This is a genomic window from Pseudomonas silensiensis (assembly GCF_050434865.1).
Lineage (GTDB): Bacteria > Pseudomonadota > Gammaproteobacteria > Pseudomonadales > Pseudomonadaceae > Aquipseudomonas > Aquipseudomonas fluorescens_W.
In genome coordinates, this window is the sequence record NZ_JBNDJH010000006.1 from 108,312 (window position 1) to 122,698 (window position 14,387).

At 60.1% G+C, this 14,387-nt stretch carries 13 protein-coding genes; 8 read left to right on the forward strand and 5 right to left on the reverse strand.

Translation table 11 applies throughout. From position 1 onward, the window contains the following. Window positions 1-34 precede the first annotated feature (34 nt). A complete protein-coding gene (locus QF010_RS10835) occupies window positions 35-481 on the reverse strand; it encodes a response regulator (protein ID WP_033056254.1) in 447 nt (148 codons plus the stop codon). A 254-nt stretch (window positions 482-735) separates the two neighbouring features. Here QF010_RS10835 and QF010_RS10840 point away from each other — a divergent pair, with 254 nt between their 5' ends. From QF010_RS10840 to QF010_RS10875, 8 genes are all read left to right on the forward strand, one after another. After that, window positions 736-2,676: a putative nucleotidyltransferase substrate binding domain-containing protein gene (locus QF010_RS10840; protein ID WP_429511736.1), complete on the forward strand. Its 1,941-nt coding sequence runs from the start codon at window positions 736-738 to the stop codon at window positions 2,674-2,676. Then, the gene (locus tag QF010_RS10845; protein ID WP_033056255.1) at window positions 2,673-3,380 is read left to right on the forward strand and encodes a 3'-5' exonuclease; all 708 of its coding nucleotides are present in this window, start codon (window positions 2,673-2,675) and stop codon (window positions 3,378-3,380) included. Before QF010_RS10840 ends, QF010_RS10845 begins: the two co-directional genes overlap by 4 nt. 188 nt (window positions 3,381-3,568) lie before the next feature. Beyond that, entirely contained in the window at window positions 3,569-4,087 is a 519-nt protein-coding gene (locus QF010_RS10850; RefSeq protein WP_046052410.1) for an RNA polymerase sigma factor, read from the forward strand. After that, the gene (locus tag QF010_RS10855; protein WP_429533108.1) at window positions 4,084-5,055 is read left to right on the forward strand and encodes a FecR domain-containing protein; all 972 of its coding nucleotides are present in this window, start codon (window positions 4,084-4,086) and stop codon (window positions 5,053-5,055) included. Before QF010_RS10850 ends, QF010_RS10855 begins: the two co-directional genes overlap by 4 nt. A gap of 150 nt (window positions 5,056-5,205) precedes the next feature. Then, window positions 5,206-7,635 (forward strand): TonB-dependent siderophore receptor, encoded by a 2,430-nt coding sequence (locus tag QF010_RS10860; RefSeq protein ID WP_429533109.1) that lies wholly within the window; start codon window positions 5,206-5,208, stop codon window positions 7,633-7,635. 72 nt (window positions 7,636-7,707) lie between these two features. After that, window positions 7,708-8,838 carry a PepSY-associated TM helix domain-containing protein gene (locus QF010_RS10865; protein WP_429533110.1) on the forward strand — a complete coding sequence of 377 codons (1,131 nt, stop codon included), beginning with the start codon at window positions 7,708-7,710 and terminating at the stop codon, window positions 8,836-8,838. Then, on the forward strand, window positions 8,835-9,014 hold the full coding sequence (locus QF010_RS10870) for a hypothetical protein (protein ID WP_074871475.1): 180 nt from the start codon (window positions 8,835-8,837) through the stop codon (window positions 9,012-9,014). The genes QF010_RS10865 and QF010_RS10870 overlap by 4 nt, the downstream gene beginning before the upstream one ends. A 151-nt stretch (window positions 9,015-9,165) precedes the next feature. After that, the gene (locus QF010_RS10875) at window positions 9,166-9,795 is read left to right on the forward strand and encodes a glutathione S-transferase (RefSeq protein ID WP_429533111.1); all 630 of its coding nucleotides are present in this window, start codon (window positions 9,166-9,168) and stop codon (window positions 9,793-9,795) included. Between the two features lie 210 nt (window positions 9,796-10,005). Here QF010_RS10875 and creD read toward each other — a convergent pair whose 3' ends face one another. The 4 genes from creD to rloA2 all read right to left on the reverse strand — a co-directional run bounded on the left by creD (window position 10,006) and on the right by rloA2 (window position 14,318). Continuing rightward, a complete protein-coding gene (creD, locus tag QF010_RS10880; protein ID WP_429533112.1) occupies window positions 10,006-11,376 on the reverse strand; it encodes a cell envelope integrity protein CreD in 1,371 nt (456 codons plus the stop codon). 262 nt (window positions 11,377-11,638) lie between these two features. Then, on the reverse strand, window positions 11,639-13,060 hold the full coding sequence (creC, locus tag QF010_RS10885; RefSeq protein ID WP_429533113.1) for a two-component system sensor histidine kinase CreC: 1,422 nt from the start codon (window positions 13,058-13,060) through the stop codon (window positions 11,639-11,641). After that, complete coding sequence (creB, locus tag QF010_RS10890; RefSeq protein ID WP_429533114.1) at window positions 13,060-13,740, reverse strand: two-component system response regulator CreB; 681 nt, start codon at window positions 13,738-13,740, stop codon at window positions 13,060-13,062. Before creB ends, creC begins: the two co-directional genes overlap by 1 nt. A 74-nt stretch (window positions 13,741-13,814) precedes the next feature. Beyond that, window positions 13,815-14,318, reverse strand: a complete 504-nt coding sequence (gene rloA2, locus QF010_RS10895; protein ID WP_033053973.1) for a retropepsin-like aspartic peptidase RloA2 — start codon at window positions 14,316-14,318, stop codon at window positions 13,815-13,817. Window positions 14,319-14,387 lie beyond the last annotated feature (69 nt).

The window sequence follows — 14,387 nt, forward strand, 5'->3', positions numbered from 1 at the left end:
GAAAGATCAGGGCTTTTTTGTTTCAAATCGATTCCTACACATCCATTCCCAACTCATGCTTGACCAGCGTCAACAGCTTGCCGGTATCGACAGGCTTGAGCAGGAAGTCGACCACGCTCAAGTGCATCGCAGCGATCGCATCTTTCACGTCGGCGTCACCGGAAACGATGATGATGGGCATTGCCGCTCGAACCGACTCACGAACCTGCCGAATCAGATCCAGCCCATCGACAGTTCCCATCCGCAGATCGGTAATCACCAGGCCAATCGATGGCATCGTCTCCAACATCTTGAGTGCCGTTTCGCCACTGGCGGCAGTCATGCAGCGCACCCCGTCCAGCGCCATAATCTCCGACAGCAACTCACGCGAGTCTTTATCGTCGTCGACGATCAGCACCCGCTGTGGCGGCAGGTCAGGTTCCAGCATGACGTCACTCAGCGCCTTGCGCTCGGCGTCACTCAAAATATCGTGGTCGGACATGGCTTACTCTACATTTTCATTTTCTATTCCCTAGCACATCCGTCAGACATCGCTAAGCAGACCTTCAATGTGCACTTCGTCGGAAAAGTTTCCTATAGCCAATGTAGGAGGTTTTTCTCACAGTTGCGTCAGACATTTCCCAAATACCGACATGCGTACTGCCTACCTAGACTTACGTCCAATGGGCACCCTCCGCGCAGGGGCCGACCATGGCTGAGTCATCCGACAACAACAATTCAAAAAAGACTGCGGTAATGGTTATGAGTAAAGCGGACGCCTTCACACAGGCAGGGAAAACCGCGGTGTTGCAGAACATCCAGGGCACTTTGCAATTCCTTCAGCGCTTCCCGCCCTTCAATCAAATGGAACACGCCCACCTGGCGTACCTGGTCGAGCAGTGTCAACTGCGTTTTTATGCACCCGGCGAGAGCATCATCAAGCCCGCCGACGGCCCGGTTGAGCATTTCTACATCGTCAAACAAGGCCGGGTCGTGGGTGAGCGCCCCCATACGGCCAAGGGCGGCACCGAAACCACCTTCGAAATCACCACCGGCGAGTGTTTCCCCCTTGCCGCGCTGCTGGGTGAGCGTGCGACCCGCACCGAGCACCTGGCCGCCGAAGACACCTTTTGCCTACAGCTGAACAAGCTGGCGTTCATCAAACTGTTCGCGCTTTCCAACGCGTTTCGCGACTTTGCCCTACGCGGCGTCAGCAGCCTGCTGGATCAGGTCAACCAGCAAGTCCAGCAAAAAGCCGTGGAAACCCTCGGCACCCAGTACTCGCTCAATACTCGCCTGGGTGAATTGGCCATGCGCCACCCGGTGACCTGCAGCCCGGCCACGCCGCTGCGTGAAGCCGTGACCCTGATGCATGAGCAGCAGGTCGGCAGCATTGTGGTGGTCGACGAACATAAAGCGCCGCTGGGCATTTTCACCCTGCGCGACCTGCGCCATGTAGTGGCTGACGGCACTAACGATTTCAACGAAGCTATTGAACGGCACATGACCCAGGCGCCGTTTTACCTGTCGCCGGACCACAGCGCCTTCGATGCGGCGATTGCCATGACCGAGCGGCATATCGCCCACGTCTGCCTGGTCAAGGATCATCGCCTGTGCGGCGTGGTCTCGGAACGTGATCTGTTTTCCCTGCAACGGGTCGATCTGGTTCATCTGGCGCGGACTATCCGCAGCGCCCAACGCGTGGAAAACCTGGTGGCGATGCGCGGCGAAATCGGCCAACTGGTGGAGCGCATGCTGGCCCACGGCGCCTCTTCAACCCAGATCACGCACATCATCACCCTGCTCAACGACCACACCGTGTGCCGGGTGATCGAACTGACCCTTGCCGAGAAAGGTGACCCCGGCATTGCGTTCAGCTGGCTGTGCTTCGGTAGCGAAGGCCGCCGCGAGCAGACGCTGCACACCGATCAGGACAACGGCATTCTGTTCGAAGCCCGGGACGCGGCCCACGCCGCCGAGATTCGCGGCAAATTGCTGCCCATCGCCCAGCAGATCAACCAGAGCCTGGCGCTCTGCGGTTTCACCCTGTGCAAGGGCAACATCATGGCCGGCAATCCGGAGCTGTGTCTGTCCCGGGCCGAATGGTCGCGACGTTTTGCGGCGTTTATCCGCGAGGCAACGCCGGAGAACCTGTTGGGTTCGAGCATCTATTTCGACTTGCGCGTGGTCTGGGGCGACGAGCAAGGCTGCGAGCAGCTGCGTCAGGGCATTCTCGATCAGGTGAATGACAACCGACTGTTCCAGCGGATGATGGCCGAGAACGCCTTGCGCAACCGTCCGCCCGTGGGACGTTTCCGTGAGTTCGTACTGGCTCGCAAGAATGGCGAGAAAGCCACTCTGGACTTGAAAGTCCAGGGGCTGACACCGTTTGTCGACGGTGCCCGACTACTCGCATTGGCCCATGGGATCGAGGCGAACAACACGCTGGAGCGCTTTCGCCAGCTGGTGGAGAAAGAAGTCATCGAACGGCTGGACGGTGCGGCGTACGAAGAGGCCTATCACTTCATCCAGCAAGCCCGCATGCAGCAACATCAGCTACAGACCCGGGAGAACTTGCCCTACTCCAACCGCGTCGATCCGGACAGCCTCAATCATCTGGATCGACGGATCCTGCGTGAATCCCTGCGCCAGGCACAACGCCTGCAAAGCAGCCTGGCCCTGCGGTATCAGCTATGAGCCTGTTTTCATGGCTGCGCCCGGCAGGTCCGAGCCTATCCGGCGAACTCCAACAACGTCTGCAACGCTTGCCCCCGGCAGCAGAGCTCGGCGAATGCAGCCTGCGCGAACAACGCTGGGTGGTGCTCGACCTGGAAACCACCGGGCTGAACCTGAACAAGGATCGGGTGTTGTCCATCGGCGCGGTGGTGATCGAGGACGGGGCCATCGACTTCAGCCAGCAGTTCGAACGCACGTTGCAATGCGCCGATATGAAGTTGGCTCCCAGTGTGTTGATCCATGGCCTGGGGCCGAGTGCGATTGCCGCGGGCAGTGATCCGGCTCAGGCCCTGGTCGAATTCATGGAGTTCGTCGGCGACAGCCCGGTGCTGGCATTTCACTCGCCGTTCGATCAGCACATGCTCGGGCGCGCGCTGAAAGACCATCTGGGCTACAAGTTGCAGCATCCATTTCTGGATGTGGCTGATATCGCGCCGTTGCTTTGCCCTCAGGCGCACATTCGCGACGCCGGGCTGGATCAGTGGATCGACTGGTTCAAACTGGAAGTGTTCGAGCGCCACAATGCCAGTGCCGATGCGTTGGCCACCGCTGAACTGGCGTTGATTCTGTTCAGCCGGGCGCGACAGATGCAGATTCATAGCCCGTTGAATTTGCAGCAGCGGTTGAGTCAGTGGAAGCGCAGGCAGCGAGCGCCTTCGTTTTGAAATAGTGGAAAATTCAAGAGCCACCCCTCACCCCAGCCCTCCCGAAACGTCGGACCGCCCCTCGGGGAGAGGGTTAGGGTGAGGGGGATCGATTTTGACCCGACCAGCGCCAATTGCTTACCTCCCCCGCCTCTGACACAATCGCGAACAATTCTCGTTAGTTAATACTTCCCAATCGGTGATGCTACGTGTCGTCAGTCCAAAGCCCTCAAAGTGAGCTCGTTGGTGCGTTGTATCGCGACCATCGCGGTTGGCTATTGGCCTGGCTGCGGCGCAATGTGGCCTGTCCGCAACGAGCCGAAGACCTGAGCCAGGACACGTTCGTGCGTTTGCTGGGTCGTGAAGAACTGAAGGAGCCGCGTGAACCGCGCGCGTTTCTGGTGGCGATTGCCAAGGGTCTGCTGTTCGACTATTTCCGCCGCGCCGCGCTGGAACAGGCCTACCTCACCGAACTGATGCTGATCCCCGCAGGTGAACAACCGTCGGTGGAGGAACAGCAGCTGATCCTCGAAGACCTAAAAGCCATCGACCGCCTGCTCGGCAAGCTCTCAAGCAAGGCCCGGGCAGCGTTTCTCTATAACCGTCTCGACGGCCTCGGCCACGCCGAAATCGCCGAGCGCCTGGGCGTGTCAGTACCGAGGGTGCGTCAGTATCTGGCCCAAGGCATTCGTCAGTGCTACATCGCGTTGTACGGTGAGCCGGTATGAGTCCGGTCAGTTCCAAACCCGTCTCGGCGCAGGTGCTGGATGCCGCGATTGCCTGGCAATTGTCCCTGGACTCCGGCAACCCGGTGGAGCGCGAAGAGTTCGCCAAATGGCACGCTGCCCACGAAGAACATGCGCGGGCCTGGCGCCAATTGGGCATGCTCGACCAGCGCTTCAGCGTTGCCAGCGGCCCGGCTCGTACTGCTTTACTGCAATCGCGCGAAAGCATTCGCCGGCGTGTGCGCAAACTCGGCAGCGGCGTGGCCAGCATCGTCGCGGTGATCGGGTTGGCGCTGTTCGCCGGTGATCGTTATCTGCCGATCGACTATTGGCTGGCCGACCAGCGCACCGCCACCGGTGAGCAACGCACCCTGCGCCTGACCGACGGCACGCTGATCAACCTCAACACCCACAGTGCCGTGGATGTGCGTTTTGATGAAAAACAACGGCTGATCATCCTCCAGGAAGGGGAAATCCTCGTCGAAACCGGTCATGGCGACGCCCGGCCGTTTATCGTCGAAACCCGCGAAGGCAGCATGCGTGCGCTGGGGACAAGGTTCCTGGTCAAGCGCGAAGAAGAAGGTACGCGCCTGAGCGTGCTGAAATCGGCGGTAGCCGCCCATCCCGAGTCGAGCCCTGAAGAACAGATTCTGCGTGAAGGCCAGCAAGTCATGATGCGCAGCAATGGCCTCGGGCCGATCCTCGCGCTCAGCCTCGGTGCCGATGCCTGGACGCGCGGCATGCTGGTGGTGGACAACGCGCGGCTGGAGGACCTGGTTCATGAACTCGGTCGCTATCGCCGCGGGCATCTTGGCGTTGCGCCGGAAATCGCTGACCTGCGAATCACCGGCAGCTTCCCGCTGCACGACACCGATCTGGCCCTGAGCGCCCTGCTGCCGACCCTGCCGGTGCAGATCGAACAGCGCACGCCGTGGTGGGTGACCGTGGCAAAGGCTGAAGCCAAACCCTGAGGCATATACAAAACCCTGTAGCGAGGGAGCAAGCTCCCTCGCCACAACGCGAATGGCTGAATCGAAATTATTTTCAATCAGGCCTATCACTTTTGAATTCTCGTCCGGCACCTAGGCAATTGAGAAATATTTCCATTCAGGAGCCGCTGTATGTCCCGTTCGCTAGACACCTTGTTGCGCCCCGGTTTGCTGGCGATTGCCATTGCCCTTTGCGCCCCTCTGGCCAGCAGTCAGCTGATCGCCGCTGAACAGGCATCCAGCGTTCGCGCCTACAACCTGCCGGCCGCGCCATTGGCCAGCACCCTGAACCAGATCGCCAGCCAGGCTGGCCTGGCGCTGTCGTTGAATCCTTCACTGGCGGCAGGCAAGACCTCGGCGCCGGTCAAAGGCCAGTTCGACGCTGCCGGCGCGCTGCGCGAAGCCTTGCGCGGCACCGGTCTGCAACTGGAACAAAGCAGCGCTGGCACTTATAGCCTGGTGGCCGTGCCCGAAGGTGTGATGGCTCTGCCAGAAACCGCCGTCATTGGTGTGGAAAACACCGAAAGTGCGTGGGGACCGGTGCAAGGTTACCTGGCGACCCGCACCGCCGCCGGCACCAAGACCGATACCGCGCTGGTCGAAGCACCGCGCTCGATTTCGATCGCTACTCGCGAGCAAATGGACGATCGCAATGTGCACAGCCTCGATGACGCGGTGCGCTACATGCCCGGCATCACCGCCAGCAGCTACGGCAGCGACACCCGTGCCGACTGGTTGCGCGTGCGGGGTTTCGAACCGACGCAATTCCTCGATGGCCTGCCACTGCCAAAAGGCGTGTACGCCAACCCGAAACAGGAAACCTGGAACCTCGACCGCCTCGCCCTGCTGCGCGGCCCGGCTTCATCGGTTTACGGTCAGACCCCGCCAGGCGGCTTGCTGGACATGGTCAGCCGTCGCCCCAGCGCCGAGTCGAGCAGCGAAATCCAGGTGCAATACGGCAGCGACAATCATCGTCAGATCAACTTCGCCAGCACCGGCAAGATCGATGAAGAAGGCCAGTTCCTCTACGGTTTGAGCGGTGTAGTTCGCGACAGCGGTACGCAGATCGACCACGTCGACAACAAGCGCTATAACATCGCGCCGAGCCTGACCTGGAACATCGACGAAGACACCAGATTCACCCTGCTCACCCAGTTCACCCGTGACGATACTGGCATCACCAGCCAGTTCCTGCCGGTACAAGGCACCAAGATCCATTCGCCGCTCGGCAAGATTTCCCATCACAAAAACCTGGGCGACCCGGACTGGGAATTCTACGACCGCACCTACTACGCACTGGGCTACGCCTTTGAACATCGCTTGAACGATGTCTGGCAGTTCAAGCAGAACCTGCGCTACACCAAATCGGACCTGTCCTTCCAGGCCCTCACCCCCGGCGCCTATCCGTTCACCCAGGTCGATGCCGAAGGCAACGTTGGGCGCTCGAGCACCAGTGTCGACGAGGACATCAGCCAGTTCGCCGTGGACAACAATTTCCAGGGCGACTTCGCGACCGGCGACATCCGTCACACCTTGTTGATCGGCCTCGATCACCAGCGCACCAACACCAACTACACCTCGATCTTCGGCGACGGTCTGACCACCAACGTCATCAACCCGATCTATGGCCAGCCCATCGTTCGTCCGCCACGTTCGGCGGCGTTTTATGACTACGACCAGAAAACTTACCAGACCGGCCTGTACGTCCAGGACCAGATGGCCCTCGATCAATGGCGTCTGACGCTGGGTGGTCGTGAAGACTGGGTCCACACCGGCACCAGGTTCTTCAACAAGGGCGACGCCACCAACACCGAGCGCGACAAGAACTTCAGCGGTAATGCGGCGATCAGCTACGTGTTCGACTCGGGCTTCGTGCCCTACCTGTCTTACGCCGAGTCGTTCCAGCCGACCAGCAACGCCACGGCATCGCCGACCGATTCGTTCAAGCCGACTGAAGGCAAGCAGTGGGAACTGGGCATCAAGTACCAACCGCCCGGCAGCAGCACCCTGCTGACCGCTGCGGTCTACGACCTGACCCAGAAAAACGTCTCCGTCACCACGACCAACTCGGAGAACGTTTCGATCACCAGCCAGACCGGTGAAGTGAAAGTCAAAGGCCTGGAGCTGGAAGCCGTCTCCGACGTGAACGAGAACCTCAAGGTCATCGCCGCTTACACCCTGGCCAAATCCGAAGTGCAGAAAGGCGATTTCAAAGGCAATCGCCTGCAACTGATGCCCAACCAGCAGGCTTCGCTGTGGGCCGATTACACCTGGCACAACGGCGTGCTGGACGGTTTCGGCATCGGCGCCGGCGCTCGCTATACCGGCAACACCTACGGTGATCAGGGCAATACCTCGCTCGGCAAGGCTGACGCCTACACCGTGTTCGACGCTGCGGTTCATTTCGACTTGGGCCGTCTGGACAACAGCCTCAAAGGTGCCTCCCTGGCACTGAACGCCACCAACCTGTTCGACAAGGACTACATCTCCACGTGCGACAGCTTCTACTGCTACTACGGCGACCAACGCAGCGTCGTCGCCAGTGCCACTTACAAGTGGTAATGGCCTGACCTGACACGCCCAAATCCCGAGCCGTCCGACATGGACGGCTTTGGTATTTCTGAAGGCTATGAAATGAAAAGCAAAACAATTCGCCGCTGGTCCTTCGTCCACACCTGGACCAGCCTGATCTGCACCGTGTTCCTGCTGATGCTCGCGCTGACCGGCCTGCCGTTGATTTTTCATCACGAAATCGACCACTTGCTGGGCGATGCCGCTGAATTGAAGGCCATGCCGGCAGACACCCCGCTGCTGAATTTGCAACAGTTGGTGCAGGCGGCTGAAAAGCATCGGCCTGGCGAAGTCATGCAGTATTTCGGCTTTGACGAAGAAGAGCCCAACGCCGCGATTACGATCATGGCGGCCACCGCCGGCACTGAACCGAATTCGTCTCACACCTTCATGCTCGACGCCCGCACCGGTGAAGCGCTGGAAATGCCGTCGGCCAATGGCGGCTTCATGATGATCATGTTGCGCCTGCACGTGGACATGTTCGCCGGTCTGCCGGGCAAGTTGCTGCTGGCGTTCATGGGCATTCTGTTCGTGGTGGCGATTGTCTCCGGGACGGTGCTGTACCTGCCGTTCATGCGGCGCTTGAAATTCGCCACTGTGCGCCAGGACAAATCCACCCGTCTGCGCTGGCTCGATCTGCATAACCTGATCGGTGTGGTGACGTTGACCTGGGCCTTGGTGGTCGGCGTCACCGGTGTCATCAGCGCCTGCGCCGACCTGTTGATCGCTGCGTGGCGCAACGACAGCCTGAGCGCGATGGTCGCGCCGTATCGCGATGCGCCGCCACTGACACAACGGGCGCCCGCGACCCGCTTGCTCGACATCGCCAAGGAAGTCGCACCGGGCATGCAGCCGGACTTCATCGCCTTCCCCGGCACACGATTTTCCAGCGAACACCATTACGCGGTGTTCATGAAAGGCAGCACTCACCTGACCTCGCACCTGCTGACACCGGTGCTGATCGACGCCAGCACCCTGCAAGTCACCGCCGTGGCCGAACGCCCGTGGTACATGGACGCCATGGGCATGTCACAACCGTTGCACTTCGGCGATTACGGCGGCTTGCCAATGAAGATCCTCTGGGCGACGCTGGATGGTCTGACCATCATCGTCCTCGGTAGCGGGGTTTACCTGTGGGTGGTGCGGCGCAAGGCTGCCAAACCTGTGTTCGAGAATGCGGAGAGCCCCGCATGAGGCCAAGGCAGTCGAATTTCTGGAAGGTGTTCTCCACCCCTACAGTCATCGCCCTGCTCAGCGCGGCGGGGTTGTTTTCCGCGTTGCTGGGGGATGGCGTGTGGGACGCGCTGAGCTGGTTGGGCCTGGGCATTCCCGCAATCCTCGCCTTGCGCGGTCTGCTGCAACGCCGCTAACAACCTGTGGGAGCGGGCTTGCTCGCGAAGGCGGTGTGTCAGCCAGCATCAATGTTGACTGATACACCGCCTTCGCGAGCAAGCTTCGCTCCTACAAGTTGCGTGATCCACGCGCTATGCTGCCCAGCACTGCCCACTCCGAGACGCTGCCATGTCCGCCCCCAGCATGACCTTGTTCCACAACCCGTTGTCGCCCTTCGTTCGCAAAGTCATGGTGCTCCTGCACGAAACCGGTCAACAGGACCGCGTGGCGCTGCAAGACTGCGTGCTCACACCCGTCAGCCCGGACCTGATACTCAACGAAGACAACCCGCTGGGTAAAATTCCGGCCTTGCGCCTGGCCGATGGCAACGTCATCCATGACAGCCGGGTGATCCTCGATTACCTCGACCACCAGCACGTCGGCAACCCGCTGATACCGCGCGACGGCTCAGCCCGTTGGCGGCGCCTGACCCTGGCCTCCCTGGCCGACGGGATCATGGACGCTGCCGTACTGATTCGTTATGAAGTCGCCCTGCGTGCCCCGGAAAAACACTGGGACGAGTGGCTTGATGGCCAGCGCGAGAAGATTCGTCGCGGCCTGGCATTGCTGGAAGCGGACGCGATTGCCGAGCTGAGCAGTCATTTCGATGTGGCGGCGATCAGTGTCGCGTGTGCGTTGGGTTATCTGGATTTGCGCCATCCGGATCTGGAATGGCGCACGACGAATCCGAAGCTGGCGGACTGGTATTTTGAGGTGAGTCAGCGGCCTTCGATGCTGGCGACTATGCCGAAGGTTTAGATTTTCGCTGACTCTACGGGCCTCATCGCGAGCAAGCTCGCTCCCACAGTTGATCGGTTGTGGGCACAAATTTTGTGTTCACTGGAGATCCCTTGTGGGAGCAAGCTTGCTCGCGATGGCACCACAGCGGATCTAACGGAAACAACTCGACTATCAGCGTCGCCAGTAATTCGCCCTCCCGCTGATCCTCACGCAACCCCAACGACCGGCTCATTCCACAGCCCCGATTTCAAACGCCAGCGGCTTGGCCGACTTCTGCCCGATCCCATACCAGTCCAGCTTGCGGGTCAGCACCATAAACACGCCCAGCAATCCGAACAACAGCAGCGACCCCATCAACAACGCGTAATCCTCGGCACTCAACAAGCCATAGAGCAAGCCATACAACGCCGCCAATCCCGCCGAAAAACTCAAGCCGTGGCGCACGCTGCGCAGCACATGGCAGACATAAAAACCGATCAACAACACACAGCCGCTCGCCGATAGCAGGTACGCCAGGGCAAAACCGATGTGCTCGGACAGCGACAACAACAGCAGGTAGAAAAACGCCAGGGCCACGCCGACCAGCGCGTATTGCACCGGGTGTACCGCCAGGCTTTTCAGCACTTCGAAGAGGAAGAAACCGGCGAAGGTCAGGACGATAAACAGCAACGCATATTTGATCGCCCGATCGCTCTTCAGGTACTGATCCACCGGATCGATGAAGCTCACTCCAAAACTGCGGCCGGTGTAGGCTTCGCAACCGCCGCCGGACACGCAGCTGCTCAAGGCTTCTTGCAAATTGGTGGAGAAAAACGAGGTCTGCCAATTGGCGGTGAAACCCTGATCGCTGACTTCACGCTGGGCCGGCAGGTAGTTGCCGATGAAACTCGGATGCGGCCAGTTGGCGGCCAGCGATACTTTGCTGGTTTTACCCACCGGAAGAATCTGCAACTGGCCAGTGCCTTGCAGACGCAGGTCAAAACCGAAAGCCAGTTCTGTGGCTTGCTTGGCGTCGAGCGCCGGCAACGTCACATGCACACCCTCCCCCAACCAGCCCACCTGGCTACCGGGGACGAAGTCGAGTTTCTGGCCATTGAGCTCGAGTTTCAGAGCATTTTCGATGCCGCGAATGTCGCTGATCCCGACCGCCAGAAACGGCTGGTCGAACTGGTAATCGGCGAAGTCGTCCTTGATACCCAATTGAGCCGGGAGCGAGAAATGCCCGCTGATGCGGTTGTCCGCATGAAACAGACGCGCCTCATAAATGCCCCGGGAACGTAGTTCGGTCTGAACCTGGCCGTCGAGTTCAAAGTGCTCCGGGAGGAAATACAAACGGCCGCGTTCTTCACCCACTTCCTGGTAACGCGCGTTGGTTTTCTCGTTGAGCTTCCAGGTGCGCACCACTTTGCGGTACGGCACCACCATCAGCGGCCCGCTCAGTTGCTGGCTGTAACTGGAACTGCGGGCGATGTCTTCGAGGACACCGTCGCGCAGTTGCTGACGCTCCTGAATCACGCCGTTAATCATCAGGAGCGGGATCAGCAACAACAGAATCAGAAGGGCAATTGCCCCGAGTTTTATGGTCAGGCTGCGGTTCATGGGACTCTCCCTGTTTGGATGGGGAGAGTCTGGGATGGGTGTGTGGGGGTTTTGTGGGGGGAATGTGGAGAGTGTGTGAGAAGTTCAAGAACCACCCCTCACCCCAGCCCTCTCCCCACAGGGGAGAGGGGGAAAGGGAGCTGATCTCCATGGTTTTCAAATCCTGAGTTCGACTCAAACTTCCCCGGTCGCAAACTATCTAAAAAACACCTCGGTCAGTCCCCTCTACCCCTTGGGGAGAGGGTTAGGGTGAGGGGTGGTTCTAAGCAGGCATACACAATTTGACTTCAACACCGCCGTCAACATTGCCGATGTTCAATGACCCACCATGCAACTTCACCACCTCTTCAACAAAATTCAGCCCCAACCCCGTACTCTTGCGCCCGCTGTCCGGACGGGGCAATGAGTAAAACCGTTCACTCAACCTAGGCAACGCATAGCCAGGAATCGCCTCAGCCTGATTGAACAGCCTGAACTCGATCTGCTCCCCAACGCGTTCGGCACTGAATCGCAGCAAGCCCTGAGCCGGGGTGAAATCCAAAGCGTTCTCCAGCAGATTGCCCAGCGCCTGACGCAACAGGAACGGTTCACCGGTCAGCACCAGATCCGCTGCAATGGTTTGTTCCACGCGCAACTGCTTGCCTTCGATGCGAGCCGCCTGAGCGCTCAGCAATTCATCTACCAACTTCGCCAGCGGCACCGCCACCCGTTCCTCCAGCCCTTGGCGTTGCTCGACCAGGGCCAGATTCAACAGGCGTTCGATCAACTGCTGCATCCGCGCGCTTTCGCTGTCGATGTTACTGACAAAACGCTGTTGCTGGGCCAGCGGCATCTCGCCTTGCAGCAACTCCGCCGCGCCGCGAATCGCCGCCAACGGGCTTTTCAGTTCGTGGGTCAATGTGTGCACGTAACGCTCGACGTAGGCTTTGCCTTCGAGCTGCGTGCGCATCTGCTCCACCGCCGTCGCCAGTTGTTCCAGCTCGCCGCCACGGTAATGCGGGACCTCGACCCGCCGGCCTTCACTCACGGCCTGTGCATAAGCCGTCAATCGCCGCAGCGCCGCGCTCAACCACCAGGACAACAACGCGCCAAACAGCAGACCGAGGCCGATCAACCCGGCCCCCCAGGCAAGCAATCGCCGTTCGGTGCGATCAACGTATGGCTGCAACGAGCTGTTGGGTTTGGCCACGGTCACCACGCCGATGATCTGGCCGTTGTCGCGAATCGGAGCGCCGACGTGCATCACTGAGGAGTTCGGATCGTCCGGATTGCTGCGGCTGGAACGAGCGCCGTATTCGCCTCGCAAGGTCAGTAAAACATCGTTCCAGCGCGAGTAATCCTGCCCCACTGCCACACCGCTGGAGTCCAGCACCACAACGCCCTTGGCATCGGTGACGTAGATCCGGTGATTGACCTGGTTCTTCGGCAATCCCCAGATGCTCGCCTTCGGTTGCCGTTCGCCATAAGCCTTGAGCAGCTCGGGCCAGCGGTTCTGATTCAGGGTGCCGGCCTTGAAGTCGTCGCGCAGGATTTCGGCCATGAGATTGGCGGTGTCGACCAGTGTTTCTTCGGTGGACTGGCGCACGCCGGGACGGATTTCTTCCATCACGGTGTTCAGCACGAAGTAACCGGTCAGGCCGATGAACAGCACGTAGACCAGGAATATCCGGATCCCCAGCGGCATCAGCTACGCCCCGGGCTGTAGCTGTAACCGAGGCCGCGATGGGTCTGGATCGGTTCCGCGTCGGCTTTCACCTGGCGTAGTTTGGCGCGCACGCTTTTGATGTGGCTGTCGATGCTGCGCTCGTACCCGGCATCGGCAGCGACGCCCAGCGCATCGAGCAACTGTTCGCGGCTGAAGACGCGTTCGGGTTGGTCCAGCAGGCATTGCAGCAGACGGAATTCATGGCGGGTCAGGGTTAGCAGCTGACCGCGATAGCTAATCTGCACCCGTTCGCTGTCAATGCGAAACAGCGCCGATGACACCTCGGCGGTCGCTCGCGGCGCCATGCGTTTGAGAATTGCCCGGACCCGCGCCGCCACTTCCCGTGGGCTGAACGGCTTGACCACGTAATCGTCGGCACCGATTTCCAGGCCCACGACGCGATCGATTTCAGCATCCCGGGCGCTGAGGAAGATCACCGGCACTTCGCTGAAACGGCGCAATTGCTTGCAGGTCTCGAAGCCGCTGATGTCCGGCAGACCAATGTCGAGAATGATCAGGTCGGCCGGCGTCTGGCGCTGATGCTCAAGCGCAGCGGCGCCAAGGTTCAGCCAGGTGGTGGTGAAGCCCTCGCCCTGCAAGGCGAAAATCAGGGTGTCGGCAATCGCCGCTTCGTCTTCGACAATCAGGATATGAGGCATGGCGTCCGAGCCCGGGAGTTAAGTGGGCGAACGGTGCCCCAAGGCTCACGTCACGTCAATGAGACCACTTGAAATCAGCAGTCGGGTTTGTCCGCGGTAAAGCGCCGTGCCGGGTTCACCGCCGCGCCGAACTCACGCAAGGCTTTGGCACCGATCAACAAAGGGTAGTTGAAGCTGCTGCGGTCGGTGAGATTGACCTCGACGGTGCGTTTGACGTTGCCCAGGCACAGTTCCAGATCGACCACCGGACGCTTGGTGGGTGCGACCGCTTCGCTGTCGTCGTCTTCTTCGGAGCGGGTCTTGATCTTGCTGATCCGCGAGACCTTGTGTTCGTAGACCTTGTTGCTCGCGCCTTTGGTGGCGAGGCGGAAGCGCACCCACTCGTCGCCATCGCGAGTGAAGGTTTCGATGTCTTTGGCCGACAGCGACGCGGTCAGGGCGCCGGTGTCCATCTTGGCCTTGAGCACTTCGCCACCGATTTCCGGCAGCGCGATGTATTCGTAGCGCCCGTACAGGGTCGGCTCAGCAGCCAGGACCGGCAGGGCCACGAGGGAAAGCAGTGCAAGGAGGGATTTCACGTAATGGGATTCCTTGAGGAGTGGGCAGCGGAATTTTAGACCGTTGTACGCATGATCGTTCCCACGCTC

What these genes read in the sequence shown, in the direction of transcription:
- QF010_RS10835 (WP_033056254.1), bottom strand. Translation starts at nt 481, where the DNA reads ATGTCCGACCACGATATTTTGAGTGACGCCGAGCGCAAGGCGCTGAGT.
- QF010_RS10840 (WP_429511736.1), top strand. Translation starts at nt 736, where the DNA reads ATGGTTATGAGTAAAGCGGACGCCTTCACACAGGCAGGGAAAACCGCG.
- QF010_RS10845 (WP_033056255.1), top strand. Translation starts at nt 2,673, where the DNA reads ATGAGCCTGTTTTCATGGCTGCGCCCGGCAGGTCCGAGCCTATCCGGC.
- QF010_RS10855 (WP_429533108.1), top strand. Translation starts at nt 4,084, where the DNA reads ATGAGTCCGGTCAGTTCCAAACCCGTCTCGGCGCAGGTGCTGGATGCC.
- QF010_RS10860 (WP_429533109.1), top strand. Translation starts at nt 5,206, where the DNA reads ATGTCCCGTTCGCTAGACACCTTGTTGCGCCCCGGTTTGCTGGCGATT.
- QF010_RS10865 (WP_429533110.1), top strand. Translation starts at nt 7,708, where the DNA reads ATGAAAAGCAAAACAATTCGCCGCTGGTCCTTCGTCCACACCTGGACC.
- QF010_RS10870 (WP_074871475.1), top strand. Translation starts at nt 8,835, where the DNA reads ATGAGGCCAAGGCAGTCGAATTTCTGGAAGGTGTTCTCCACCCCTACA.
- QF010_RS10875 (WP_429533111.1), top strand. Translation starts at nt 9,166, where the DNA reads ATGTCCGCCCCCAGCATGACCTTGTTCCACAACCCGTTGTCGCCCTTC.
- creD (WP_429533112.1), bottom strand. Translation starts at nt 11,376, where the DNA reads ATGAACCGCAGCCTGACCATAAAACTCGGGGCAATTGCCCTTCTGATT.
- creC (WP_429533113.1), bottom strand. Translation starts at nt 13,060, where the DNA reads ATGCCGCTGGGGATCCGGATATTCCTGGTCTACGTGCTGTTCATCGGC.
- creB (WP_429533114.1), bottom strand. Translation starts at nt 13,740, where the DNA reads ATGCCTCATATCCTGATTGTCGAAGACGAAGCGGCGATTGCCGACACC.